23 protein-coding genes are annotated in these 22,888 nt (G+C 52.3%); 13 read left to right on the forward strand and 10 right to left on the reverse strand.

The genetic code is table 11. The features are described from left to right. Nucleotides 1-151 precede the first annotated feature (151 nt). Both Q9291_RS06090 and Q9291_RS06095 read left to right on the forward strand, forming a co-directional pair. A complete protein-coding gene (locus Q9291_RS06090; RefSeq protein WP_306389141.1) occupies nt 152-1,108 on the forward strand; it encodes a hypothetical protein in 957 nt (318 codons plus the stop codon). Nucleotides 1,109-1,547: 439 nt separating this feature from the next. After that, entirely contained in the window at nt 1,548-2,762 is a 1,215-nt protein-coding gene (locus Q9291_RS06095) for an NnrS family protein (protein ID WP_306389142.1), read from the forward strand. 45 nt (nt 2,763-2,807) lie between these two features. Here Q9291_RS06095 and Q9291_RS06100 read toward each other — a convergent pair whose 3' ends face one another. Next, on the reverse strand, nt 2,808-3,359 hold the full coding sequence (locus tag Q9291_RS06100) for a thioredoxin family protein (protein ID WP_306389143.1): 552 nt from the start codon (nt 3,357-3,359) through the stop codon (nt 2,808-2,810). Between the two features lie 115 nt (nt 3,360-3,474). Between Q9291_RS06100 and Q9291_RS06105 the strand changes: the two genes are divergently transcribed. The 11 genes from Q9291_RS06105 (at nt 3,475) to Q9291_RS06155 (ending at nt 13,227) form a co-directional block, all read left to right on the forward strand. Then, the gene (locus Q9291_RS06105) at nt 3,475-4,209 is read left to right on the forward strand and encodes a 16S rRNA (uracil(1498)-N(3))-methyltransferase (RefSeq protein WP_306389144.1); all 735 of its coding nucleotides are present in this window, start codon (nt 3,475-3,477) and stop codon (nt 4,207-4,209) included. A 62-nt stretch (nt 4,210-4,271) separates the two neighbouring features. After that, entirely contained in the window at nt 4,272-5,201 is a 930-nt protein-coding gene (locus Q9291_RS06110; protein ID WP_306389145.1) for an AEC family transporter, read from the forward strand. A gap of 150 nt (nt 5,202-5,351) precedes the next feature. Continuing rightward, entirely contained in the window at nt 5,352-6,515 is a 1,164-nt protein-coding gene (gene cfa / locus Q9291_RS06115) for a cyclopropane fatty acyl phospholipid synthase (protein WP_306389146.1), read from the forward strand. Between the two features lie 137 nt (nt 6,516-6,652). Beyond that, nucleotides 6,653-8,218: an amino-acid N-acetyltransferase gene (argA, locus tag Q9291_RS06120; protein WP_306389147.1), complete on the forward strand. Its 1,566-nt coding sequence runs from the start codon at nt 6,653-6,655 to the stop codon at nt 8,216-8,218. A gap of 72 nt (nt 8,219-8,290) precedes the next feature. Further along, nucleotides 8,291-9,172, forward strand: a complete 882-nt coding sequence (gene argB / locus Q9291_RS06125; RefSeq protein WP_306389148.1) for an acetylglutamate kinase — start codon at nt 8,291-8,293, stop codon at nt 9,170-9,172. Continuing rightward, nucleotides 9,173-9,814 carry a glutathione S-transferase family protein gene (locus Q9291_RS06130; RefSeq protein ID WP_306389149.1) on the forward strand — a complete coding sequence of 214 codons (642 nt, stop codon included), beginning with the start codon at nt 9,173-9,175 and terminating at the stop codon, nt 9,812-9,814. It abuts the gene before it with no gap. 16 nt (nt 9,815-9,830) lie between these two features. Then, nucleotides 9,831-10,472, forward strand: a complete 642-nt coding sequence (locus tag Q9291_RS06135; protein WP_306389150.1) for a pyrimidine 5'-nucleotidase — start codon at nt 9,831-9,833, stop codon at nt 10,470-10,472. A gap of 81 nt (nt 10,473-10,553) precedes the next feature. Then, complete coding sequence (slmA, locus tag Q9291_RS06140; RefSeq protein ID WP_306389151.1) at nt 10,554-11,147, forward strand: nucleoid occlusion factor SlmA; 594 nt, start codon at nt 10,554-10,556, stop codon at nt 11,145-11,147. A gap of 31 nt (nt 11,148-11,178) precedes the next feature. Next, the gene (locus Q9291_RS06145; RefSeq protein WP_306389152.1) at nt 11,179-11,403 is read left to right on the forward strand and encodes a DUF2788 domain-containing protein; all 225 of its coding nucleotides are present in this window, start codon (nt 11,179-11,181) and stop codon (nt 11,401-11,403) included. Nucleotides 11,404-11,467: 64 nt separating this feature from the next. After that, complete coding sequence (locus tag Q9291_RS06150; protein WP_306389153.1) at nt 11,468-12,112, forward strand: SGNH/GDSL hydrolase family protein; 645 nt, start codon at nt 11,468-11,470, stop codon at nt 12,110-12,112. A 167-nt stretch (nt 12,113-12,279) separates the two neighbouring features. Beyond that, complete coding sequence (locus Q9291_RS06155) at nt 12,280-13,227, forward strand: GGDEF domain-containing protein (RefSeq protein ID WP_306389224.1); 948 nt, start codon at nt 12,280-12,282, stop codon at nt 13,225-13,227. 21 nt (nt 13,228-13,248) lie between these two features. Here the strand turns inward: Q9291_RS06155 and Q9291_RS06160 are convergent, their stop codons facing one another. The 9 genes from Q9291_RS06160 to Q9291_RS06200 all read right to left on the reverse strand — a co-directional run bounded on the left by Q9291_RS06160 (nt 13,249) and on the right by Q9291_RS06200 (nt 22,883). Then, complete coding sequence (locus Q9291_RS06160; protein ID WP_306389154.1) at nt 13,249-14,463, reverse strand: multifunctional CCA addition/repair protein; 1,215 nt, start codon at nt 14,461-14,463, stop codon at nt 13,249-13,251. An 11-nt stretch (nt 14,464-14,474) separates the two neighbouring features. Further along, nucleotides 14,475-15,434 carry a complex I NDUFA9 subunit family protein gene (locus tag Q9291_RS06165; RefSeq protein WP_306389155.1) on the reverse strand — a complete coding sequence of 320 codons (960 nt, stop codon included), beginning with the start codon at nt 15,432-15,434 and terminating at the stop codon, nt 14,475-14,477. 63 nt (nt 15,435-15,497) lie between these two features. Next, nucleotides 15,498-17,498, reverse strand: coding sequence for a lytic transglycosylase domain-containing protein (locus Q9291_RS06170; protein WP_306389156.1), 2,001 nt, complete (start codon nt 17,496-17,498; stop codon nt 15,498-15,500). A 45-nt stretch (nt 17,499-17,543) separates the two neighbouring features. Further along, on the reverse strand, nt 17,544-17,726 hold the full coding sequence (locus Q9291_RS06175) for a hypothetical protein (RefSeq protein WP_306389157.1): 183 nt from the start codon (nt 17,724-17,726) through the stop codon (nt 17,544-17,546). 12 nt (nt 17,727-17,738) lie between these two features. Further along, a complete protein-coding gene (gene lpxC, locus Q9291_RS06180) occupies nt 17,739-18,674 on the reverse strand; it encodes a UDP-3-O-acyl-N-acetylglucosamine deacetylase (protein WP_306389158.1) in 936 nt (311 codons plus the stop codon). A 55-nt stretch (nt 18,675-18,729) separates the two neighbouring features. After that, on the reverse strand, nt 18,730-19,893 hold the full coding sequence (gene ftsZ, locus Q9291_RS06185; RefSeq protein WP_306389159.1) for a cell division protein FtsZ: 1,164 nt from the start codon (nt 19,891-19,893) through the stop codon (nt 18,730-18,732). A gap of 74 nt (nt 19,894-19,967) precedes the next feature. Continuing rightward, nucleotides 19,968-21,206: a cell division protein FtsA gene (ftsA, locus tag Q9291_RS06190; RefSeq protein WP_306389160.1), complete on the reverse strand. Its 1,239-nt coding sequence runs from the start codon at nt 21,204-21,206 to the stop codon at nt 19,968-19,970. A gap of 39 nt (nt 21,207-21,245) precedes the next feature. Beyond that, entirely contained in the window at nt 21,246-21,944 is a 699-nt protein-coding gene (locus Q9291_RS06195) for a cell division protein FtsQ/DivIB (protein WP_306389161.1), read from the reverse strand. A 15-nt stretch (nt 21,945-21,959) separates the two neighbouring features. Next, entirely contained in the window at nt 21,960-22,883 is a 924-nt protein-coding gene (locus tag Q9291_RS06200) for a D-alanine--D-alanine ligase (RefSeq protein ID WP_306389162.1), read from the reverse strand. Nucleotides 22,884-22,888 lie beyond the last annotated feature (5 nt).

Consider the following 22,888-nt stretch of genomic DNA (forward strand, 5'->3'; position numbering starts at 1 on the left):
AGGCTTTGATATTATTGGCCTAAAGTCTAGCCGATGTCACTCGACTCAGCTGACTCAATCACAGGCAATAGTGTAAGGCTTGTCGGAGATTTTTGTTCAGCAATGACATGATACGAGTATTAACAGTGGTGCACTGTATTTATATGGCAACTTGCAAATCAATGCCACCTTTACGGCAAAAACCACCGCGCACTATATTAACGATGCGCTTTTCGCCACCACAGGCGCAGGCAGTGGCGTGGCGGCCGCCCGCTGGGCAGCGGCAGCGGCAGATGTGCAACTGGTTCGCAATGGCAGCTATACAGACATCGCTGTCAGCAGCCCTCTGCAAGCCAGCAAAACGCCTGAACTGGAAGCCGCACAACGCCTGTTGACGGCGGCGCGTGACAGTGCCACCCTATTGACGAACGGGGCCACAGACACCAGTTACAACTCACGCTTTGCACTGACGCGTCAGCTTTGGGACATGGCGGCCACCGTCGACCCCTCGCTGGGCAAATCATTAGCGGGTTACCCAAGCGACGCGCTGACCAGCACGGACCTCGCGGCAGAAGTGGCCGTGCTCAAAATGGTGTTGAACGGAGTGCAGGATAACGACTTCACCACACAACTGGACAGTCTGCTCGCACAACCGATGGTCACCGGTTCCACGGCCCTGCTCACCCTCGATGGTGCACTGCTGGGCTTGAATAATGCTCTGCTTTCAGTTTACTACCTGGGAAACGCAAGCAGCGGCACCGTCGACATCGACTTGCTGGCTGCTGATCGTTATGCGTTTTTTCGCAATGGCTTTGACAGGGCAAGTTTGCTTGAAGGATCAGCAAATGGCCTGACCGTGATTGGCAATGACAACTATGCTGGCACGCAACTCACGCTGGATAGCGGTGAAACATACATCGGCGAGGTTTTTAACGGCCTGTTACAGCTCAGTGGTGATCAAACAGCTAGCAAACTGCAACTCAACAACTTTTACACCAATCAGCTATTCGTCGTTGCCAGTTTTGGCGTTTTGCCATCGCCCGTGCCTGAGCCAAATGCAGCCTTGTTACTCTCGGGTGGATGGCTCTTACTCAGCAGAATGCGCAAACGTTTTCAACAAAGCCGCTAAGAATCAATCACCCGTCATTCGCGCGTAATGATTTTAGCGGGCACTGCTGATGGCACGTTTGGCGACTCAACAGGCAATGACCACTTTTTCAGCATACAGTTTGCCGGTGGCATCCAGTGCATCACCATCGGCACAGGAGGCATTGCTGGGTCTAGGCTTGACAGGCCTGGCCAGATTGAGAAGAAAAAACTCTTTTTCAATGTAGCCTCATGAACACAGAGGGGCAAATACTGCCCTTCTGTTCTCAAAAACACGCCAACCATTAGGCATGCTTAATCAAAACAACAAGTAAGCCCTCGCTATCCCCCCGCCACCTTCCTGCATGGCTAGTTTTAGATTACGCACATTTGGCGCATCATATGCGTTCGATATGCGTTAGCGCAATACTGCAAGATACTGCCCACGTTATATTCAGCTCAAACCAATCGGAGGGGCCGTTATGCAATCACCTGTTCACATCTCACCACCCGGCAAAAAACTGCCAGACAATCAGTACGCCCTGTTTAACCTCGGCTTCAGGCCATTTTTTCTGCTGGCGGCAGCATTTGCGGTCATTGCAATTGCCTTGTGGAGCTGGAAGTATACGCAGCTCTCGTCACTCAGTCTCAGTACAGTCACGGCGTCACAGTGGCATGCCCATGAAATGCTGTATGGCTTTGCGTTTGCCGTGATTGCCGGATTTTTGCTGACTGCAGTGAAGAACTGGACCGGCATACAAACGCTGCATGGCCGCCCGCTCATGGCACTGGTTGCATGCTGGGCGATGGCACGTTGCGTCATGTTGATCGCACCAGATCAGGTATTGATTGCGGCAGGGTTCGATCTTTGCTTTAACCTGTGGCTGATCGCAGCGGTGGCGCAACCGGTGATCAAGGTTAAACAATGGCGGCAACTCGGCGTGCTCTCAAAAGTGATTCTGCTAACCATCGGCAATGCCGCTTTTTATGCGCAAGCAACAGGTCTGGCAAACAACGGCGCCCATGCCGCCTTATGGATGGGTTTACTGTTGAATGTCAGCCTGATCATGGTCATCAGCCGCCGCATATTGCCGATGTTTATTGAACGCGGTGTGAAAGAAGAAGTCTCCCTCAAAAACGCACACTGGATTGACCGTCTGCTGATGGTCGCCCTCGTCGCCCTGTTGATCAATATATTGACGCTGGATGCCGAAAAGGCAAATGTAGTGTTAGGACTCACTATCGCCTTACTCAGCAGCTTCAGGCTATGGCGCTGGCACACCCCGGGCATTTGGAGAGTCCCTTTACTGTGGAGTTTTTATTGCGGCCTATGGCTGATGAATGCCGGCTTCTTCATCTACGCCCTGAGCTTTCTGAACCCTGGCATGTCACAGATACTCGCCATCCACTGCTGGGCCATTGGCGGTATTGGCGTCATCACACTGGCAATGATGGCACGCGTGTCCCTGGGGCATACTGGCCGAAATATTCATACCCCACCGCGCAGCGTTCACTGGATTTTCGGCCTGATCATGCTCTCTGCATTGTGCAGGGTATTGTTACCACTGATACACCCGGAGATCTACCGACTGTCCGTCATGCTGGCGGCTACCTGCTGGATTGCAGCCTTCGCGCTGTTTTGTGTTACCTATTGGCCTATCCTTAGCCAGCCGCGGACAGACGGCATGGCTGGCTAATTAAAGCCATAGAATACGGTTGGATCCCAAACGCTGCAGGCGGGGCTACTCTTTCCATTTAATCGAGCAGCCAATACTGGCGATCTGTTCTTTCGGCCCCTGACTGGTGGCCGCAACCAGTTTCATTGCATGATACAAATCGCGCGTGCTGTCAGGTGCGGTTTCTTTGCGGCTTTCGTCAAAGCGACCACGGTATTGCAGTTCGAAATGCTGATTAAACCCAAAAAAGTCTGGCGTACACACCGCATCATACGCTTTGGCAACTTGCTGGGTCTCATCCAGCAAATAAGGGAATGGGAATCCCAGTACATCCGCGAGTTTTTTCATATTGGCTGGGCTGTCTTCCGGGTATTCGGTAGGATCATTCGACATGATCGCCACGGTATGCACACCCAGCAACTTCAGCGCCTTCACGTCATCCAGCAAGCGCGGCAGAATGGCCTTGACGTAGGGACAATGGTTGCAGATAAACATCACCAGCAAACCATTCGGCCCCATGCTCTCTTTGAGACTAACTAATTTTCCATTGACATCCGGCAGATTAAATTCAGGGGCTTTCCAGCCAAAGTCACACACGGGGGGGCTAATGCTTGCCATCAAAGTTGCTCCTGCAGATAAAATGTAAACCACTATGGTACGTGATTAATTTGCCAAGGTGAATCTTGGCTAGAGGCCATGCTGACAACGGGGCATTTTGGTTACAATGTCAACCATGAGCAATTTACGATTTCATAGCCCGGCGCCGCTGACTATAGGCGAGCAAGTGCCACTGAGTGATAACGCCATGGCACATGCCGTCAAAGTCATGCGACTGAAAGCAGGGGATACACTCACCCTGTTTTGCGGTGATGGTTTTGACTACCAGTGTGCACTGACCAACATCGAGAAAAAATCTGCATGGGTGACCGTACTTGGCCGTACCCTCGTCAGCAACGAATCCGCACTCAAAATTCGCCTGTTACAAGGCATTTCCAGTGGTGACCGTATGGATTTCACCATCCAGAAAGCCGTGGAGCTAGGAGTGACGGACATTTACCCCATCCATACCGAACGCAGTGTCACCAAGCTCAGTGGTGACCGCGTAGAGAAAAGGGTTGAGCACTGGCAAGGCGTGGCGATTGCCGCGTGCGAGCAAAGTGGGCGCGCACTAGTGCCTGTCGTTCACCCCCCATTGACACTCGTGCAGTGGCTCGTCCAGCATGACACGCAAACCAGCCTGAATATTTTACTCAATCCGGTAGGCGCAAAAAAACTGGCGGAACTGCCTCCGCCAACCGGGCACATACAGTTATTGATTGGCCCGGAGGGTGGCTTGAGTGCAAACGAAATTGCAGCCGCAAGCCAGCATCACTTTCAGTCTATTGTGCTTGGGCCGCGCATCCTGCGTACAGAAACGGCCGCACTGACCGCCCTTGCCAGCATGCAAACCGTATGGGGAGACTTTTAGTCTGTTAATGCGATGTCTGCCACGCGTGCGAGAATGTTTTCCTGAAATGAGAGCCGAGACAAATGTTTAATGTGATGCTGCAAATGGCATTGCTGATTGCTGCGGGCATTGCCTGGCAACGGTTTGCACCTGCCCATATGCCATCACTTTCGCATCGTCGCGCCCTGACCGATCTGGTCTTTTATATCTTGCTGCCGGCGCTGGTGCTTGATGTGCTGTGGCATGCACCCCTGGATGCCGATACCTTCAGTATCCAGCTGACAGCCATTTCACGACTCGGCATTGCAGCTTTCTTGATGTGGGCTTGTTTGCAACTCTTTAAGCGCTATTTGCCCGTCTCTCGCGCACAGCAAGGGGCATTGATGCTGGCGGCGACCTTTCCCAATGCCACCTATCTCGGCTTACCAGTGACCAGCGAGGTGCTCGGTGACTGGTCGCAGGAAGTGGTATTGAAATTTGATTTGTTTGCCTGCACGCCCATTCTGCTGTCTGTCGGCATGCTGATGGCGCAGGCCTACGGCCCTGTGGAAAACCGCTCGAACCCTTTGCGCGCACTGCTACGCGTGCCGCCCCTGTGGGCACTGCTGATTGCTTGCATACTAAACCTGTCACATACACCGCAACCTGAAATGCTGGCGCATGCCCTGCACACACTGGCGGGGGGCGTGGTGCCGCTGATGTTGATTGCATTGGGCATGAGCATCCGTTGGGATACGTTCAATATGGCTTTACTGCCCAAACTATTACCGGTTGCACTGATCGGCCTGCTGATTGCGCCACTGAGTGCGATGATGATTGCAGAATATTGGGGACTGGGCGGCCATACGCTGACGGCAGTGACCTTATTAAGCGCCATGCCGACCATGGTGTTTGGGGTCATTATTTGCGAACGCTATCAGCTGGATGGGGCCCTATACGCAGCCGCCGTGTTTTCTACCACACTGCTCAGCCTGTTCACGCTGACAGCCTGGTTTCACTTTCTTTCGCACTAGCAGCAAGTCACACGCATATCGAACAAATCGCCCCGTGCCTGGTCACACATATCGCATACGTTATATGACGAGTGTTCAGTATGAATGGCGCTCTTTAAGATACTGATGATGCATATTTGATCTACATGCTTTTGGAGGAGTCTGACCACGATGCCAAAAACCAGCCTCAATCATTACATGGAGCGGCACGCAACGCCGCCAGAAACCCTAGTCAATTTACTGGCTAAAGCCGACATCACCATCAACGGCGACGCCCCCTGGGACGTACAGGTGCATGACGAAACGGTGTATCGGGATGTCCTCACGCGCGGCTCACTCGGCTTAGGGCAAGCGTATATTGAAGGCCGCTGGGAGTGCGCCCGCCTGGACGAGTTTTTTCACCGTGTCATGCGCGCCAATCTGGATGAAGCGCTTGGTGGCTGGGGCAAACTGCAACTGCTGGGTGATGTACTGCGTCATGTCCTGTTCAACCTGCAAACACCCCAACGCGCCTATCAGGTCGCCCAGCAACATTACGATATCGGCAATGATGTGTTTGAAGCGATGCTGGATTCCAGCATGAGTTACTCCTGCGGCTACTGGGCGCACGCAGAATCACTCGAACAGGCGCAGCAGCACAAGCTGGATATGATTTGCCGCAAGCTGGATCTGCAACCGGGCGAACGGGTGCTGGAAATTGGCTGTGGCTGGGGTGGGCTGGTCAGGCACATGGCCATGCATTATGGCGTGGAAGTGCTGGGCATTACAGTATCTAAAGAGCAGCAAAAACTGGCGCGCGAACGCTGTGCAGGCTTACCTGTGCGAATTGAGTTGATGGATTATCGCCGCCTGGATGGTCAATTCGACAAAATCGTATCCGTAGGCATGTTTGAACATGTAGGCCCCAAAAACTATGGTATTTATTTTGACACGGCGCACCATCTGCTCAAAGACAATGGTCTGTTCTTGTTGCACACCATAGGTAACCATAAAACCGCACTGCAAACGGATGCATGGATAGACCGTTATATTTTCCCCAATGGCAAGCTGCCGTCTGCCAGTGAAATCACCACGGCCATTGAGAAGAAATTTCTGATTGAAGACTGGCACAACTTTGGCCAGGACTATGACCGCACACTGATGGCGTGGTGGGAGAAATTCAACCGTGCCTGGCCAGAACTGCAATTTCAATATGATGAAAGTTTTTACCGCATGTGGAAATATTACCTGATGTGTTGTGCTGGCTATTTCCGTTCGCGGCAGGGTCAGCTCTGGCAACTCGTGCTCAGCAAACGCGAAAGTACCCGCATGTACCGCTCGATGCGCCCGCTTTAATGATTTCGTAGTCTCTCTCTGCAGTGCATTTCATGACGGCTGATGCCGTCATTTTTTTACGCCTCGCACCTAACATAATTTGCAAATAAAACCAATTTTAAGTATTATTTTGTATAAATAACCGGATAAATAATAAAATGTTGGGATCAAATATCAGAAGTTTGCGTAAATCGCAAAATTTAACCCTGCAACAACTGGCTGCGCGTATGGGCACGGATGCCAGCAATTTATCGCGCATCGAGCGCGGTGAACTCGGCATTTCCGAGGCGCTCCTCAGGGCAGCCGCACAGGCACTCAACACCACACCTGGCCGGTTATACGACGCACATCTGCCCGCCAGCGCGACCCTCACGCCGACCACAGTGCTGTCTGCGACCAACAGCAAAGACTTTGTCCACTGGTTTCGCTCGGCCGCACCGTATATTCACTCCTTTGGTGGCAGCACTTTTGTCATCGCCTTTGGCGGCGAAGTGGTCAGCGAACAACAGTTTATTGCGCTTTCGCATGATCTCAATCTATTGGCCAGTCTGGAAGTCAGACTGGTACTGGTGCACGGCGTCAGACCGCAAATTGAGCAACGACTGAAACGTGACAGTCTGATACCAAAAATGCACAACGGCTTACGGATTACTGATGACGCCGCCATGGAGGCCGTGAAGGAGGCTAACGGAGCCGTACGTGTTGAGATTGAGTCTCTGCTTTCGATGGGCATTGCCAACTCACCGATGGCTGGCAGTGATATCCGGGTGGCCAGTGGCAACTTTGTCACCGCCAAACCGCTGGGCGTACGGGATGGCGTCGATTTACAACACACCGGGGAAGTGCGCAAAATTGATGCGATTGGCATCCAGAAGCGCCTGGATGATGGCGAACTGGTATTGCTCTCCCCTATGGGTTATTCGCCCACTGGCGAGACTTTTAACCTGTCACTGGAAGATGTGGCGGTGAGCGCCGCAATTGCGCTGGATGCCGAAAAACTGATTTTCATGATGGACTCGGCTGGCGTTCAAAACCTGCGCGGCGAATTGTTGCGCGAGATGACCTCGGCCAAAGCTAAAAATCTGTTGCGCAATGTGCAGGAAAGCGACGAGCCCATTCATTATTCCGAAGACGTCAATTACTACCTACCAGCCGCCGTGCGCGCTTGCGAGCATGGCGTGACGCGCACACACCTCATTTCGCGGCATATAGACGGCGCCATTATCCAGGAACTGTTTACACGTCAGGGCATAGGCACCATGGTGACCGAACTGCCGCTGGAAACCATGCGCCAGGCCAGCATTGATGATGTAGGCGCGATTTTATTGCTGATAGAACCACTGGAAAATGAAGGCATCCTGGTGCGGCGTGGGCGCGAACGCATCGAGATGGAAATCAATTATTTTTATGTAATGGAGCACGACAACCGCATCATCGGTTGCGCGGCCCTATACCCTTTTGCCCAGGAAAAAATGGTGGAATTTGCCTGCTTGGCCATAGACCCGGCTTACCGCGGCGGCGGACGTGGCGACAAGCTGTTTAATTACTGCCAGGAACAAGCCAAGGCAAAAGGCCATACCAGACTATTTTGCCTGACCACGCGTACCGAACACTGGTTTATTGAACGCGGATTTATGGCGCAGTCGATTGACGCTTTACCGCATGAAAAACAAAAACTCTACAATTTTCAACGAAAATCGAAAGTTTTCATCAAACCGTTATGATTTTTTCGCTAAAATTCAGGCTGTTGAATGGACTTCATTTTAATCGCCTGAATTCTGACTGAAAGCACCTCTATGCAAACCTCCACAGCCGCCCAAAAGGCGCAAACGCTCTCCGAAGCCCTGCCCTATATCAAGCGTTTTTTTGATAAAACCATTGTGATCAAATACGGCGGTAACGCGATGACTGATGAACATCTGAAACAGTGTTTTGCGCAAGATGTGGTATTGCTCAAACTGGTTGGCATGAACCCGGTGGTGGTGCATGGTGGCGGCCCGCAAATCAACGAAATGCTGGACAGGCTGGGTAAAAAGGGCGAGTTTATTCAGGGCATGCGCGTCACCGATGCAGAAACCATGGACGTGGTAGAAATGGTGCTGGGCGGCCAGGTCAACAAAGAAATCGTCAACCTGATTAACCGCCATGGCGGCAAAGCGGTGGGCCTGACCGGACAGGATGGCAACTTTATTCATGCCCACAAACTGCTGATGGAAGACCTCAAAGACCCGACCAAGACCATTGATGTCGGCCAGGTGGGCGAGATTTCCGGCATTGATCCCAGCATCATCACCTTTCTCGACAGCGGCGATTTTATTCCGGTAGTGGCACCGATTGGCGTAGGCAAAGACGGCGAGACCTATAACATCAATGCAGATGTGGTGGCGGGCAAACTGGCCGAAATTCTCAATGCTGAAAAATTGATTTTACTGACCAATACACCCGGCGTACTGGATAAAAGTGGACAATTGCTGACCGGGCTCACCCCCAAGCAAATTGACGACCTGGTGGAAGACGGCACCCTCAGTGGCGGCATGCTACCCAAAATCAGCTCAGCGCTGGATGCTGCACGTAGCGGCGTCAAGTCGGTGCATATTATTGATGGCCGTGTGGAACATGCCCTGCTGCTGGAAGTGCTGACCGATGAAGGCGTGGGGACGCTGATCAAAGCCAAATAAATGGGCAACTCACACACACCTATCATGGCCGATATCATTCTCTACAGCAACAAACTTTCCCGTGGCCGCATGGTGCACTGGCTGCTGGAGGAGTTGGAGGTGCCTTACCAGGTACATTGGCTGGATTTTGGCCCGGCGATGAAAACTGAAGACTTTTTGGCCATCAACCCCATGGGCAAAGTCCCGGCCTTACAACATGGCCAGGCCATAGTCACCGAAACCGCCGCGATTCTGACTTACCTGGCTGACAGGTTTGCCGACAAAGGCCTGATCCCGGCGGCAGGCAGCCCCGCACGTGCTGCGTTTTATCGCTGGATGTTTTTTATTGCCGGCCCGCTGGAAGCTGCGACCTGCGCTGAATTTCTTGGCTGGAAAGTGCCGGCCACCACGCCAAGAGAAACGCCCGGCCCGGCCTTTTCTGGCTTTGGCAGTTTGTCACTGACGCTGGACACAGTGGAGAGCCATTTACGCCAACAGCCTTATGTGTGCGGGGAACAGTTTTCCGCTGCGGACATCTACATGGCTTCCCATTTGGGCTTCGGCATGTTTTACACCAAAGCGTATGCCCCAAGAGCGGTGTTCAGCGAGTATGTAACGCGTATGCTGCAACGCCCAGCCAGACAACGCGCTGACGTGTTGTAACAAGCGAACGTTTACCATGTCGCAAGCTGTGTGGATTTTTGACCTGGACGACACGCTGCACAATGCTTCGGCACACATTTTCCCGGTGATGAACCGGGCCATGACGCAATACATACAAACCCATTTGCAACTCGAAGAATCTGCCGCCTGTGCCTTGCGTCAACATTACTGGCGCATCTACGGTGCCACGCTGAAAGGGTTGATGCGCCATCACGGCATCAATCCGCAGCATTTTTTATCTGAAACACATGCCTTTTTGACCGACGATATGGTGCAGACCACTAGACGGCTGCGACAACTCCTGCATGACTTGCCGGGCCGGAAATGCGTGTTTACCAACGCACCGCGCCAATATGCCATGCGCGTATTGCAAGTGTTGGGCATCGCCGACTGCTTTGAGCTGGTATTTAGCGTTGAATCGTCGCGTTTTCATGCAAAACCCAGCCTGCGCGGCTTTCGCATGCTGTTGCGGGCACTGCGTTGCAAAGCTGGCGACTGCATCATGTTTGAAGACAGTTTGCCCGCATTGATGACAGCCAGGCGACTTGGCATGCGTACCGTGTGGATTACGCGAAGATTGCACAAACCGGTCTATGTAAATTACCGGCTGCCCCATGTGTTGGCACTTACTCACAGCCCACTCAAAAAAGGGATTTAACGCATTCCAGCCGCCAGCGAATACGGTTAAAATGTGACCTTAAAACAATTATCAGCAATCGACGGGATCACGGATATTTTCATGGCAACCACCAATAAAGAAGTTAGAGCAAACCGAAAGCAGCAAATTCTTGAAACGCTGGCAGCCATGCTGCAAAATCCACGCGGCGAGAAAATAACAACGGCTGCTCTAGCTGCCAAACTGGAAGTTTCAGAAGCCGCGCTTTACCGTCATTTTGCCAACAAGGCCAAAATGTTCGAAGGCCTGATTGAATTTATTGAAAGTGCCCTGTTTGGCGTCATGAATAAAATCACCAGTGACGAAACCGATGGCCTGAAGCAAGTGCAACTGATGCTGAATACTATGCTTAAATTTGCCGAGCGTAATCCTGGCATGTCCAGGGTGTTGATTGGGGATGCGCTGGTGAATGAAGACGACGCCTTGCAAGCGCGCATCAATCAGCTGATTGACCGCCTGGAGGCCAGTATCAAGCAATCCTTACGGATTGCCGAGGCGCAAGGCCACAAAGTGAGTGATGCAGGCGTGGCTGCCAACACCATGATGAGCTTTGTTGTGGGGCGTTGGCACAGTTTTGCCAAGAGCGGGTTTAAACGTAAACCCAGCGACAATCTGGACCAACATTTAACGCAGCTCATTACCGGCTGCCTGCAATAATGCTGGCCGCCTGATCAGAAAGATAAAACCCATGGAAATCACCATTTTTGGCATGAACGAAGCCCAGCTCACCGAGTTTGGGATGACTTGGGGCCTGGCCGGGCTCATGCTGTTCATCGTATTTATTGTTGGCAATCTGGCCTGGAAATCCAAAGCTGGTAAAATCGGTACATTTGCCCTGTTTCTGGCACTCACCCTTGGGCTGGTCGGCTTTTGCGCCAAGTTTGTGATTCAGCATTATCTGAATATTCAGTAAACCGTATTCATTGACCGTACTTCGACGCCGTACCTGCACCTCACATCAGCGCAGAAGCATAAAGATGCAACAGATTCTGGTTTATTCCGACTCACTCAGCTGGGGCATTATTCCCGATACTCGTCAAAGGTTGCCGTTTGCGCAACGCTGGCCAGGCGTGCTGGAAATTGCACTCACTCAATCCGGGCAAGATGCCAGAGTGATTGAGGACTGTCTGAATGGTCGTCGTACCGTATTTGAAGACCCGTTCAAACCTGGCCGTAATGGACTGCACGGGCTCGCGCAATGTATTGAAAGCCACTCCCCGCTAGCCCTGGTCATCTTAATGCTCGGGACGAATGACTTTCAGTCTATGCATCCACACACAGCCTGGCATGCGACACAAGGGATGGCAACCCTCATCCAGACGGTGCGCTGCGCTCCGATTGAGCCGGGTATGCCAGTACCTCCAATTCTCGTGATTGCACCACCGGCAGTGACCACCCCTCGAGGCAGTATTGCCCCAAAATTTGCAGGTGCCGAAGAAAAGTGTAAAGGGCTGGCAGATGCTTATCAACAGGTCTGCGAACAACTGCGTTGCGCATTTTTTGATGCTGGCAGCATCGTAACCAGTAGCCGGATTGATGGCATCCATCTGGACGCCGATCAGCACCTCAGGTTAGGCATTGCGCTCGCGCCTGTTTGTCACGCGCTCCTGCATCAAGCCTGAAAACCACACACTCGCACCAGCGGACTACAGTATCTTTTGTGAATACTGCCAATTCATCAACCTCTTTTGTCTGTAAACTTCATTAAACTCCGGCCAAAAGCGACATTCTGACCATACACAGCCCTATAATAATGTCATTACTGATTTATGATGCAGAACAGGACTTTATGCAAGCCTCCTCCGTCGATGAATTCGACAGTACTACCTACAAAACACTGCTGGAGTCGACTAAAGCCATTCCATGGAAAATTGACTGGGCGTCCAAGCAGTTTAGCTATATCGGGCCCCAAATAGAGCGCTTGCTGGGATGGCCGCAGGCGAGTTGGAAGAGTGTTGAGGACTGGGCTATGCGCATGCATCCCGATGACCGTGAAAACATCGTGAACTTTTGTGTGGAACGCTCATTGCTGGGTGAAGACCATGAAGCTGACTATCGTGCCATGACGGCTACAGGCGATTATGTATGGATCCGGGATGTCGTGCACGTGATCCGCTTGCCAGATGGGAGCCCGGAGGCCCTGGTTGGTTTTATGTTTGATATCAGCGAACGCAAGCGTACCGAACAGCAACTGCTTGAGATGCAGAAAAAGCTCGAAGTACTGTCTTATCAGGATGGGCTGACTGGCGTTGCTAACCGGCGCATGTTTGACAGCATGCTGGAAGCGGAATGGATGGAAGCAAAGCGCAGCCAACAACCCTTGTCACTGATCATGATTGATATTGATTATTTCAAGCAGTACAACGATTACTACGGCCATTTGCAGGGTGATGAAATACTCAAATGCGTGGCTCGGCTCCTGAATAATGCATGCCTGCGCGCAAAAGACTTTTTTGCACGTTTTGGCGGGGAAGAGTTCGCCTTGATTCTGCCAGAAACCAATGAAAGCTCTGCCAAGAAAATTGCTGAACGCTGCCGCAACCTGATATTCAAGGAACAAATCCCGCATGCCCAGTCCGGAGTCAGCCAGATATTAACCATCAGCATGGGGATAGGCACCATCGTGCCCACCATGCATGATGAGCGCAATACTTTTTTGGAAATGGTCGACACCTTGATGTATCAGGCAAAAAATGAGGGTAGAAACCGTATTGTGCAAGCCCAAACCCGGACCTAGCACCGCCCTGATATACAATATTTAGCGCAATAAAGCTGCTTCGATTGCCTGTATCCGTGCCTCGGCAACCGCCTGTTTGATGTGGGCCGGTGTTGCACAGCGCTGGGCAATTGCACCGGCATCTACCCCTTGCGCCGCCCGTAAAGCGGTCAGCAGATGCTCGGCATCTTCCAGCGGACAGTTTTCCAAGCCCAACCTTCCACGACTGTCGCATTCGCAAGCCTTGAGGAAATACTCAAATCGGGCGCCCTGACGGAACGCATCCAGCTCCTCCAGAAAGTGCAGTAAGGTGGTCGCTTTCATTTGTCGCGCTGCATGCAGTTTGCCATGAAACTTGGCAACGACCAGCGCGAGATCTTTACAATCATTGGGCACTCTCAGGCGCGCTACCACAGCCCTGATCAAGTCGACACTACGCATTTCATGCCCGATATGGCGTGGCAACATGTCCGCCGGGGTCGTCCCTTTGCCAAGATCATGCGTCAATGCAGCAAAACGCACGGGCAGGCTAAAGCCTTGTTTAGCCGCATAGTCAATCACCATCATGACGTGAATGCCGGTATCCACCTCCGGATGATAAGTTGCAGTTTGCGGCACGCCCCATAACTTGTCGAGTTCAGGCAAAATCGCCTTGAGTGCGCCGCAGGCGCGCAGCATTTCAAACATGCGACTGGGCTGGGCCTCCATCAGGCCCTTGGCAATTTCCTGCCAGACACGCTCCGGCACCAGTGCATCCACCTCACCTGCGGCAACCATGGTTTGCATCAGCGCCAGCGTTTCAGGGGCCAGCGTAAAATCAGTGAAGCGTGCCAGAAAGCGCCCTGCGCGTAAAATACGCACCGGGTCCTCACTAAAAGCGTCCGTCACATGACGCAGTACTTTCGCGGTGACATCCTGCTGTCCATGGTACGGGTCTATCAGGCTACCATCTTCGGCCTGTGCAATGGCATTGATGGTAAAGTCCCGCCTGGCAAGGTCTTGTTCCAGGGTCACTTCGGCAGAGGCATGCACATCAAAGCCTTTATAGCCTTTGGCAGTTTTGCGCTCGGTGCGTGCCAGCGCATATTCCTGATGGGTGTCGGGATGCAAAAACACGGGAAAATCCTTGCCCACTGGACGATAACCCAAAGTGACCATCTGTTCAGGCGTTGCACCAACCACTACGTAGTCGCGGTCTTTGACGGGCAAGCCAAGCAGGCTGTCTCTGACTGCGCCACCTACCTGATAAATCTGCATTTTCTCAAGGCTTAGCGTCTGGCATTAATTGCACGCCCAGCCGCTGCGCGGAAATGATCATAAGCGCCGCGCGGGTTATTTTGAACCAGATACCCTGAAATTACCGCACCCATGTCAGTGGGCAGCACACACAGTTCATTAGCCAAGGGTTGTTGGCACACATTGTCGACCATCATGGATTTGATATTGTCACGCGACAACAGCTTGATTGGCATATATTGCATGAAGGTGCCCTGCAACAAGGATAAATTGCGGCTGAGGCCCATAATGGGACGGTGAATGCCCATGGTGGCCATGACCAGTTCAATGATGTGCTGTAAGGTCATAATCGCGGGGCCGCCCAACTCATAGACCTTGCCGAATGTTGAAGATGAGGGCAGTGCATTTACAAAAGCGGCGGCCACATCTTCTACCCAGATCGGCTGGAATTTCGCCTGCGGCATGGCCAGCGCCAATACCGGAATAAAACGAATCAGCTTGGCAAACAGGTTCACAAATTGGTCATGCGTGCCAAAAATGACCGATGGCCTGAAAATGCTGACCTGCAACTTTTTACTGTACTCCATCACCGCCTGCTCACCTGCGGCTTTACTGCGCAAGTATTCGCTGGGGGCGCTGGCTGAGGCCTGCAAGGCGCTCATATGCAACAAACGCGGAATACCCAGTTCTACGCATAATTGCGCCAAACGGCGGGGAAGCTGATGATGCATTTTTTCAAAACCATTGTCGCGCGTCTGGTGCAAAATACCAATCAGGTTAATCACGGCATCACTGCCAGCAAGCGCCGCTTTCAATGCAGCCTGGTCGTTGATGTCACACTCGACCACATTGACATGCGGCAACAGAATCAAGTGTTTGGCCTTTTCCCTGCGACGCGTCAGCACTTTGACGCAATAGCGCGCCTGATCGAGCCTGGCGACCATACTGCTACCCACAAAACCACTCCCACCCAATACTGTAATCGTCTTCATAGTTGATTCCTGATGTAATACTCATTAAACCATTTAATACCTGACAGACCGGAACGAAAAACCTTATTCATCTTCCGCTGTATTTGCTGAAACCGTTAACGCAACATCGGCCATGGCGCGGGCAGGCACAGTGCCCAAGCGCTTTTTAAGGGTCACCACAGGCAAACCCAACCTGGGCGCATACATGTGTGCGTTGGCCAACACCTTTTTCACATAACCACGGGTTTCACCAAAAGGAATGGTTTCTGCATAAATTGCGCCTTCCAGCGGTGTCGTTGCCGCCCATTTTCTGGCGCGACTGGGTCCTGCATTATACGCTGCTGTCGCCATCGCCTCCTGACCATTAAAGGTGTCTAGCGTATAGCGCATGTAATAAGTGCCGAGATTTACGTTGGACTCAATATCGTGTAGCAAACCATCATGGTAACTACTCCAACCCAGTTTCTTAGCAATCCATTTAGCGGTCGCAGGCATCACCTGCATGAGACCACCTGCACCGACCATCGATTTTGCATAATGCATAAACCGGCTTTCCTGGCGAATGATGCCATAGACCCACGCCTCGTCAATATCACGGGCACGCGAGGCTTTTTGCAAATACTCGCGATACGGTGTTGGATAACGCAATTCAAAATTATGCGTACGGCTGGTTTTATCAGCGGCGAGCACGGCAAGATCAAACCACCCCTTGCGCATGGCATATTGGGCAGCCACCAGACGTGACGAATCATCCAGCCCCTCGATCAGATATTGCCACTCAAGTCTGGCCTCATAGCGCGCTTCGGCTTCAAACAAGGCTTCGATACGTTTGATGGTCATTTGCCGTGAAAATTGCTTGACCTCTTCATCCAGCGGTTGATAGGTCGCCATCGGCTCACCGGCTACCGGCCCTAAATCCTCGGCCGCCAGCCAGCCATAGAAATGACGCTCTTGCGAAAGCTTGGCTAATATGGCGTTGGCTTCAGGCTCTTGTCCCTTTACTTTCAGCGCACGTGCCTTCCAATAACGCCAAGTCGCATCTTCTGCCAACTGCGCAGGCATGGTATTAATGACCTTGAGCAGCAAGGTCCAGTCTTCCTGACGCAAAGCGCTACGCGCGTACCATTCCCATTGTTCATTGTTCAGGATACCGGCATCCACTTTGGCAAACCACTTATTTGCATCAGCCTCATGTTTACGCGCAGCTTCAAATGCCAGCGCAGCCAGTGCAAGTTGCTTTTCTTCCGGATTTAGCAAAGGGCTCACTTTTTGATAACTGGTTTGTGCCAGCTGTGTATCGGCCCGGGCCTGGCGCTGCAAGGCATACAACAACACTCCCTTGCCATAAACGCTTCTGTCTATTTGATTGCTTTTTTTCAAGGTCAGCGCCGGGCTCTGCGCGGCCTCATCGATTTGCTTGATCAACGCAATGTCTGCATTGACACTGCGTTTTGCCAGACTTTTGGCCAGACTCACTTTATTATTGAATAATGCATCGCGATACAACCGCACAAGCAGGCGTTCATCCAATATACCCACCTGTTGCAAGGCTTCCAGCATGCCTTGACAATCCGCTGGCAACTCCTTGCCCGAAGCTAGCAACACTTTGCCATCATCATAGGCGGCAGGCTCATCCAGCGCAATTTCGGCTTGCACCTGATAGCATTGGTTCACAGGATCAGACATGGTGTAGTAAACTGGCATTTGCGCACGCATTTCTGCAAACTGATCCCAGGTTTGGGTTTTACCCAACCGCTTGAGCCACAACTCACGCACCCGTTGCGCCAGCAAGGTTTCATTGTTCTCCTGCAAATAGCCTTGTACTTGTGAAAGTGTGACCTGATCCATGGTCAGTATCATTTGCCAGTATTGCAGATAAGGCAGTAAAGGGGAGCGATGTTGCTTCAGAGTTTCACTGGCATCGGACAGCGCAAGCAGATTTTTAGTTTGATAGGCTTGCTTGGCTTGCAGATACAACTCGGCATCCCCGGCGTGTGCAGCCGATGCAGGGAGCACCCACAGGATGCATAGGCCAAGTTTCAACAAATAATCAAACGTGTACTTCATGGTTGTAAGTGTGGCCATCTGCCAGACGTGTTTAATCCCGGACAGTGATAAGTTCAAACAAAACTAGATTCTGACCAGCCTGCTCAGAAAGAAAAATAACAACAGCAACAGCAAGACTACAAACCCTGCGCGCCAGACCTGTTTCAACCACTGCCAGTAACGCGGGTTGCCACTTTGCCAGCCGAGCAGCGCCAGTATCAACGTACTCAAGACCAGTACTGTAAATAAAATGCGTATCCACCACATAATGCCTGATCCTTAGGCTGGCAAATAAGGCGCGGGTGAAAAATAGTCGCGCTGCCTGAGAAAGCCAACCGGTGCCTGCGCATCATTATCAAACGTGCAGTATTCCCATGCACTGTGATCGGCGAGCAAGGCGCGTAATAACTGATTGTTAAGGGCATGACCAGATTTGAATGCAGTAAACTGACCGATGATCGGATAGCCCAGAATATACAGGTCGCCAATCGCATCCAGCACTTTATGCTTGGCGAACTCGTCATCGTAACGCAAGCCACCGCCATTCAGCACTTTATACTCGTCCAGTACAATCGCGTTATCGAGGCTGCCGCCCTTGGCCAAGCCATTGGCACGCAAATATTCAACCTCATGCATAAAACCGAAGGTACGGGCACGGCTGATCTCATCGACATAACTCTGACTGTCGTAATCGATGGTCACTGTTTTGCCAGAAAATTCAAATACAGGATGGGCAAAGTCTATGGTGAACTCTGCCTTGAATCCATGATGCGGCGTAAATTTTGCCCATTTATCACCATCGTTGACCTCTACCGGCTTGAGAATGCGCACAAATTTCTTCGGCACTTCCAGTTCTTCCAAGCCAGCCGTTTGCAACAGATAGATAAACGGCCCCGAACTGCCATCCATGATGGGGACTTCAGCAGCCGTTAACTCTATCAATACATTGTCTACCCCAAGCCCGGCAAGGGCAGACATTAAATGTTCCACGGTCGCAACGCGCGCACCTGAAAACTCTAGGGCGGAGCTCAGGCGGGTGTCGTTGACTGCCATAGGATTGACCTTTAAGGCAGGCGTATCGGGCAAATCGATACGCTTGAACACAACACCATGATCAGCAGGCGCCGGATTGAGTGTCAGGGTGACCTTTTCACCGCTGTGCAGCCCAACGCCGGTGGCACTGATACGTTGTTTAAGCGTGCGTTGCTTTAACATGGAACTCTCTTTATTCACTGATGACTTCTATTATAAGCCAATCAGTGTTCGACCACTAATCAGCCTGTTTACGCAAAAACGCCGGAATATCATATTCTTCAATCCCGGAATTTTTCATGGCTTCGACCTGCGCACGGCGGCTATTGCTGGTAAAGACTGCCGGTTCATCCTCTTCAGCCACTTGACTAAAAATTGGCTGGTTGGTTGTACCATCACGCAGCGTGGTCATCACTTTCAGCTCAGGTTTGGCCTGGCGCTTGCCCAGTGAACCGTTCAAACCAGTCGCGACCATGGTCACACGCAGATTGTCGCCCATGCTTTCATCCATGACGTTACCAACAATAACAGTCGCATCTTCAGCGGTGAATTCCTTGATGGTATTCATCACGTCATAGTATTCACGCATTTTGAAGCTGCTGCTGGCGCTGATGTTAACCAGTACGCCGCGCGCATTGGCCAGATTCACATCTTCCAACAATGGGCTGGCGACGGCCTGTTCGGCGGCAATGCGTGCACGGTCTTGTCCACTGGCTTCGGCGGAACCCATCATTGCCATGCCCATTTCCGACATCACGGTGCGCACATCAGCAAAGTCGACGTTGACCAAACCAGGGCAGTTGATGATTTCGGCAATGCCGGAAACTGCGTTGTGCAACACATCGTTGGCTGCACGGTAAGCGTCTACCACGGTCACGTCTTCACCCAGTACTTCCATCAACTTTTCATTGGGAATGACAATCAGAGAGTCTACATACTGGGAAAGTTCTTCCAGGCCTTCCTGTGCCACTTTGGTACGCTTGCCTTCAAACGCAAATGGCTTGGTCACCACCGCCACGGTCAGGATACCCATTTCACGTGCCACTTCGGCAATAATCGGTGCCGCACCAGTACCGGTACCGCCGCCCATGCCTGCCGTAATGAAGAGCATATCTGCGCCATCAATGGTTTCAGCGATGCTGTCACGGTCTTCAAGGGCTGATTCGCGGCCAATTTGTGGTTTGGCACCCGCGCCCAGACCTTTGGTAATATCCGCACCAATTTGCAGGACGACCTTGGCATTACTCTTTTTCAAGGCCTGCATGTCCGTGTTGGCACAAATAAACTCTACACCAGTCACATGCTTGGTCATCATGTGTTCAACGGCGTTTCCACCGCAACCACCGACACCAATCACTTTAATGACCGCACCGTCATTGTCTTTATCAAATATTTCAATCATATAGCCTCCATTTGCCTTATCTCTGAGCACTCGGCTTGCGCCTCATACTCGCCCTAAACTACTTAATCACAACACTAAAAATTACCTGTAAACCAGCTCTTCATTCTTTCCAGCAGCCGGCCCAGCGAGCCGGACTGCAGGTTATTCACCATTTGTTTTTCCACTTGCTGCTTGGCCATCAATAACAAGCCTATGCCGGTGGCATACCGCGGATTGCCCACCACTTCGGACAAGCCTTCCACCCCCCTCGGCACGCCCAGGCGTACGGGGGTATGAAAAATCTCTTCGCCCAACTCGACCATGCCGCGCATCTGTGCCGCACCGCCGGTAATCACAATGCCGGATGCGATCATGGATTCCATGCCACTGCGGCGCAGTTCTTGCTGCACAAACTCATAAATTTCCTCGACGCGGTCTTCAATCACCTCGGTCAAAGCCTGGCACGAAAGCTGGCGTGGCTCGCGCCCATCGACGGCAGGCACTTCCACCACTTCCCGCGGATCGGCCAGCTGCCGCAAGGCACAGCCATGCTTCACCTTGATTTCCTCAGCCGACTGGGTCGGCGTACGCAGGGCCACTGCAATGTCATTGGTGATCTGGTCACCCGCAATCGGGATCACCGCGGTATGGCGGATAGCGCCGCTCTTGAACACTGCAATATCGGTGGTACCGCCGCCGATATCCACCAGGCACACGCCCAGCTCTTTTTCGTCGTCAGTCAGCACTGACTCACTGGAGGCCAGTGGCTGCAAAATCAGATCACTGACTTCCAGCCCGCAGCGCTTGATGCACTTGACAATATTTTGTGCGGCCGCTACGGCGCCGGTGACGATATGCACGCGCACCTCGAGACGGATCCCGCTCATGCCCATGGGTTCACGTACATCCTCCTGGCCATCAATAATGAATTCCTGGGTCAAGATATGCAGAATCTGCTGGTCGGCTGGCAGCGCAATCGCACGCGCCGTTTCCACTACCCGGTCAATATCCATTTGCGAGACTTCGCTTTCCTTGATCTTGACCATGCCGTGCGAATTCAGGCTTTTGATATGGCTGCCGGCGATGCCGGAATACACAGTATTGATCTTGCAGTCTGCCATCAGCTCGACCTCTTCAATCGCGCGCTGGATGGCCTGCATGGTGGAGTCAATATTCACCACCACGCCTTTTTTCAGGCCACGCGAGGCATGCTGGCCAACACCAATCACCTTCAAGGTGCCTTCCGGCAGGATCTCGGCGGCTATCGCCACGATTTTCGAAGTGCCGATATCCAGCCCCACGATTAAATTTTTATCTTCTCTTACTCTGCTCATTGTGTTTCCTTGCGAATTCGCTGTTCACCGGTGTCGTCGTCAAATACGAACGCCACGCAGTGCAAAACCATTGGGATAGCGCAAATCGGCGTCATGCCAGTCACTGTCCGCAATCTGACTATTTTGCTGATAGGCCAGCACAAACTGCTGTAAACGCTGTTTGGCCGACTCCCTTCCCAACATCATCTGCTTGCCATCTCTGGTTTTAATTTCCCATGCCCGACGCGAGGACAAACTCAGTTGCTGTATCTGCATTGGCGTACCCTGCAACAACTGCGCAAAAGTGCTATAGCCTTGCGCCACTTCTTTAATCGCATCCCCCGGACCATAAAACGTCGGGAGCTGTGCATCGGAAGCCGCCTGAAACAGCTCGCCATGGCGATTCACCAGTGCAATCCCGCCCCAGCGCCCCAGCGCCTGATGCTCTTCAATTTGTACTACTATCGTGTCTGGCCACTGGCGCCGCACGCTGACCTTGCGTGCCCACGGCAGCTTTTCAAAAGCACTGCGGGTGCGCCGCAAATCCAGCGTGTAAAAATTGCCTTTTAAGTACTTGCTCACAATCAGCTGTATCTGTTCATGATTCACATGGTCCAGATTGCCTTCCACCTGCACATGCTTGACCGGAAACAGCGGCAAATGCAGGATCACAAACAAGACCGCATACATCAGCAATACCACTGCCAGTGAAAACAGCAGGTTGGCAATCCAGTTCAGCAATGTCGGTCTATCCCACATGGCTATGTCCCGTCCCTAGCCTTGCACCGGTAAGGTTTGTTGCAAAATGCGTATAACCAGCGCATCAAAATCCAGCCCGGCGGCCTTGGCGGCCATCGGCACCAGGCTATGGTCTGTCATGCCCGGACTGGTGTTCACTTCCAGAAAGTAATGCTTGCCCGCTTCATCCATCAAAAAGTCCACGCGTCCCCAGCCGTGACACCCCACCACCTTGAATGCCTGCAGCGCTTCGGCCTGAATCTGTTTTTCCTGCGCGGCAGACAAGCCACTCGGGCAGCGATATTCGGTGTCATCGCGCAGGTATTTTGCCTCGTAATCGTAATATTCGTTTTTAGGCACAATGCGCACCACCGGCAATGCGGTTTCACCCAAAATGCCCACTGTATATTCGCCTCCACCGACAAACTGTTCTGCGATCACCAGCGGGTCTGACTGCTTGGCCAGTGCATAAGCCGCCGCCAGTGCGGCCTGCGTTTTAACCTTGCTTACCCCAATGCTGGAGCCCTCATTGGCAGGTTTCACAAACAGTGGCAGACCTAATGCAGCGACTACATCCTCAGCAGATGTCTGGTCATCCATCAATACAAAATTAGGGGTCACCACCCCGGCAGCAGTCCATAGCAATTTGGTGCGCCATTTATCCATGCCTATCGCCGAGGCCATCACGCCGCTACCGGTGTAGGGAATGCCCATGAGTTCGAGTACACCCTGGATGGTGCCGTCTTCGCCATAGCGTCCATGCAAGGCAATCACTGCACGGTCAAACTGCGCCAGTTCTGATAAATCACGGTCTGCCGGGTCAAAGGCATGCGCATCTACGCCTTGCCGCAGCAAGGCAGCCAATACCGCCGAGCCACTTTTCAGCGAGACTTCGCGTTCACCAGAGCGTCCGCCGAATAACACGGCGACCTTGCCAAATTGTGTCTGTGTTGCTTGCATACTTA

Source organism: Methylophilus aquaticus (genome assembly GCF_030769565.1).
GTDB classification, from domain to species: Bacteria; Pseudomonadota; Gammaproteobacteria; order Burkholderiales; family Methylophilaceae; genus Methylophilus; species Methylophilus aquaticus.

Bases quoted from the DNA above. Each gene is read 5' to 3' on its own strand.
- Q9291_RS06095 (WP_306389142.1), top strand. From the start codon at position 1,548: ATGCAATCACCTGTTCACATCTCACCACCCGGCAAAAAACTGCCAGAC.
- Q9291_RS06100 (WP_306389143.1), bottom strand. From the start codon at position 3,359: ATGGCAAGCATTAGCCCCCCCGTGTGTGACTTTGGCTGGAAAGCCCCT.
- Q9291_RS06105 (WP_306389144.1), top strand. From the start codon at position 3,475: ATGAGCAATTTACGATTTCATAGCCCGGCGCCGCTGACTATAGGCGAG.
- Q9291_RS06110 (WP_306389145.1), top strand. From the start codon at position 4,272: ATGTTTAATGTGATGCTGCAAATGGCATTGCTGATTGCTGCGGGCATT.
- cfa (WP_306389146.1), top strand. From the start codon at position 5,352: ATGCCAAAAACCAGCCTCAATCATTACATGGAGCGGCACGCAACGCCG.
- argA (WP_306389147.1), top strand. From the start codon at position 6,653: ATGTTGGGATCAAATATCAGAAGTTTGCGTAAATCGCAAAATTTAACC.
- argB (WP_306389148.1), top strand. From the start codon at position 8,291: ATGCAAACCTCCACAGCCGCCCAAAAGGCGCAAACGCTCTCCGAAGCC.
- Q9291_RS06130 (WP_306389149.1), top strand. From the start codon at position 9,173: ATGGGCAACTCACACACACCTATCATGGCCGATATCATTCTCTACAGC.
- Q9291_RS06135 (WP_306389150.1), top strand. From the start codon at position 9,831: ATGTCGCAAGCTGTGTGGATTTTTGACCTGGACGACACGCTGCACAAT.
- slmA (WP_306389151.1), top strand. From the start codon at position 10,554: ATGGCAACCACCAATAAAGAAGTTAGAGCAAACCGAAAGCAGCAAATT.
- Q9291_RS06145 (WP_306389152.1), top strand. From the start codon at position 11,179: ATGGAAATCACCATTTTTGGCATGAACGAAGCCCAGCTCACCGAGTTT.
- Q9291_RS06150 (WP_306389153.1), top strand. From the start codon at position 11,468: ATGCAACAGATTCTGGTTTATTCCGACTCACTCAGCTGGGGCATTATT.
- Q9291_RS06155 (WP_306389224.1), top strand. From the start codon at position 12,280: ATGCAAGCCTCCTCCGTCGATGAATTCGACAGTACTACCTACAAAACA.
- Q9291_RS06160 (WP_306389154.1), bottom strand. From the start codon at position 14,463: ATGCAGATTTATCAGGTAGGTGGCGCAGTCAGAGACAGCCTGCTTGGC.
- Q9291_RS06165 (WP_306389155.1), bottom strand. From the start codon at position 15,434: ATGAAGACGATTACAGTATTGGGTGGGAGTGGTTTTGTGGGTAGCAGT.
- Q9291_RS06170 (WP_306389156.1), bottom strand. From the start codon at position 17,498: ATGGCCACACTTACAACCATGAAGTACACGTTTGATTATTTGTTGAAA.
- Q9291_RS06175 (WP_306389157.1), bottom strand. From the start codon at position 17,726: ATGTGGTGGATACGCATTTTATTTACAGTACTGGTCTTGAGTACGTTG.
- lpxC (WP_306389158.1), bottom strand. From the start codon at position 18,674: ATGTTAAAGCAACGCACGCTTAAACAACGTATCAGTGCCACCGGCGTT.
- ftsZ (WP_306389159.1), bottom strand. From the start codon at position 19,893: ATGATTGAAATATTTGATAAAGACAATGACGGTGCGGTCATTAAAGTG.
- ftsA (WP_306389160.1), bottom strand. From the start codon at position 21,206: ATGAGCAGAGTAAGAGAAGATAAAAATTTAATCGTGGGGCTGGATATC.
- Q9291_RS06195 (WP_306389161.1), bottom strand. From the start codon at position 21,944: ATGTGGGATAGACCGACATTGCTGAACTGGATTGCCAACCTGCTGTTT.
- Q9291_RS06200 (WP_306389162.1), bottom strand. From the start codon at position 22,883: ATGCAAGCAACACAGACACAATTTGGCAAGGTCGCCGTGTTATTCGGC.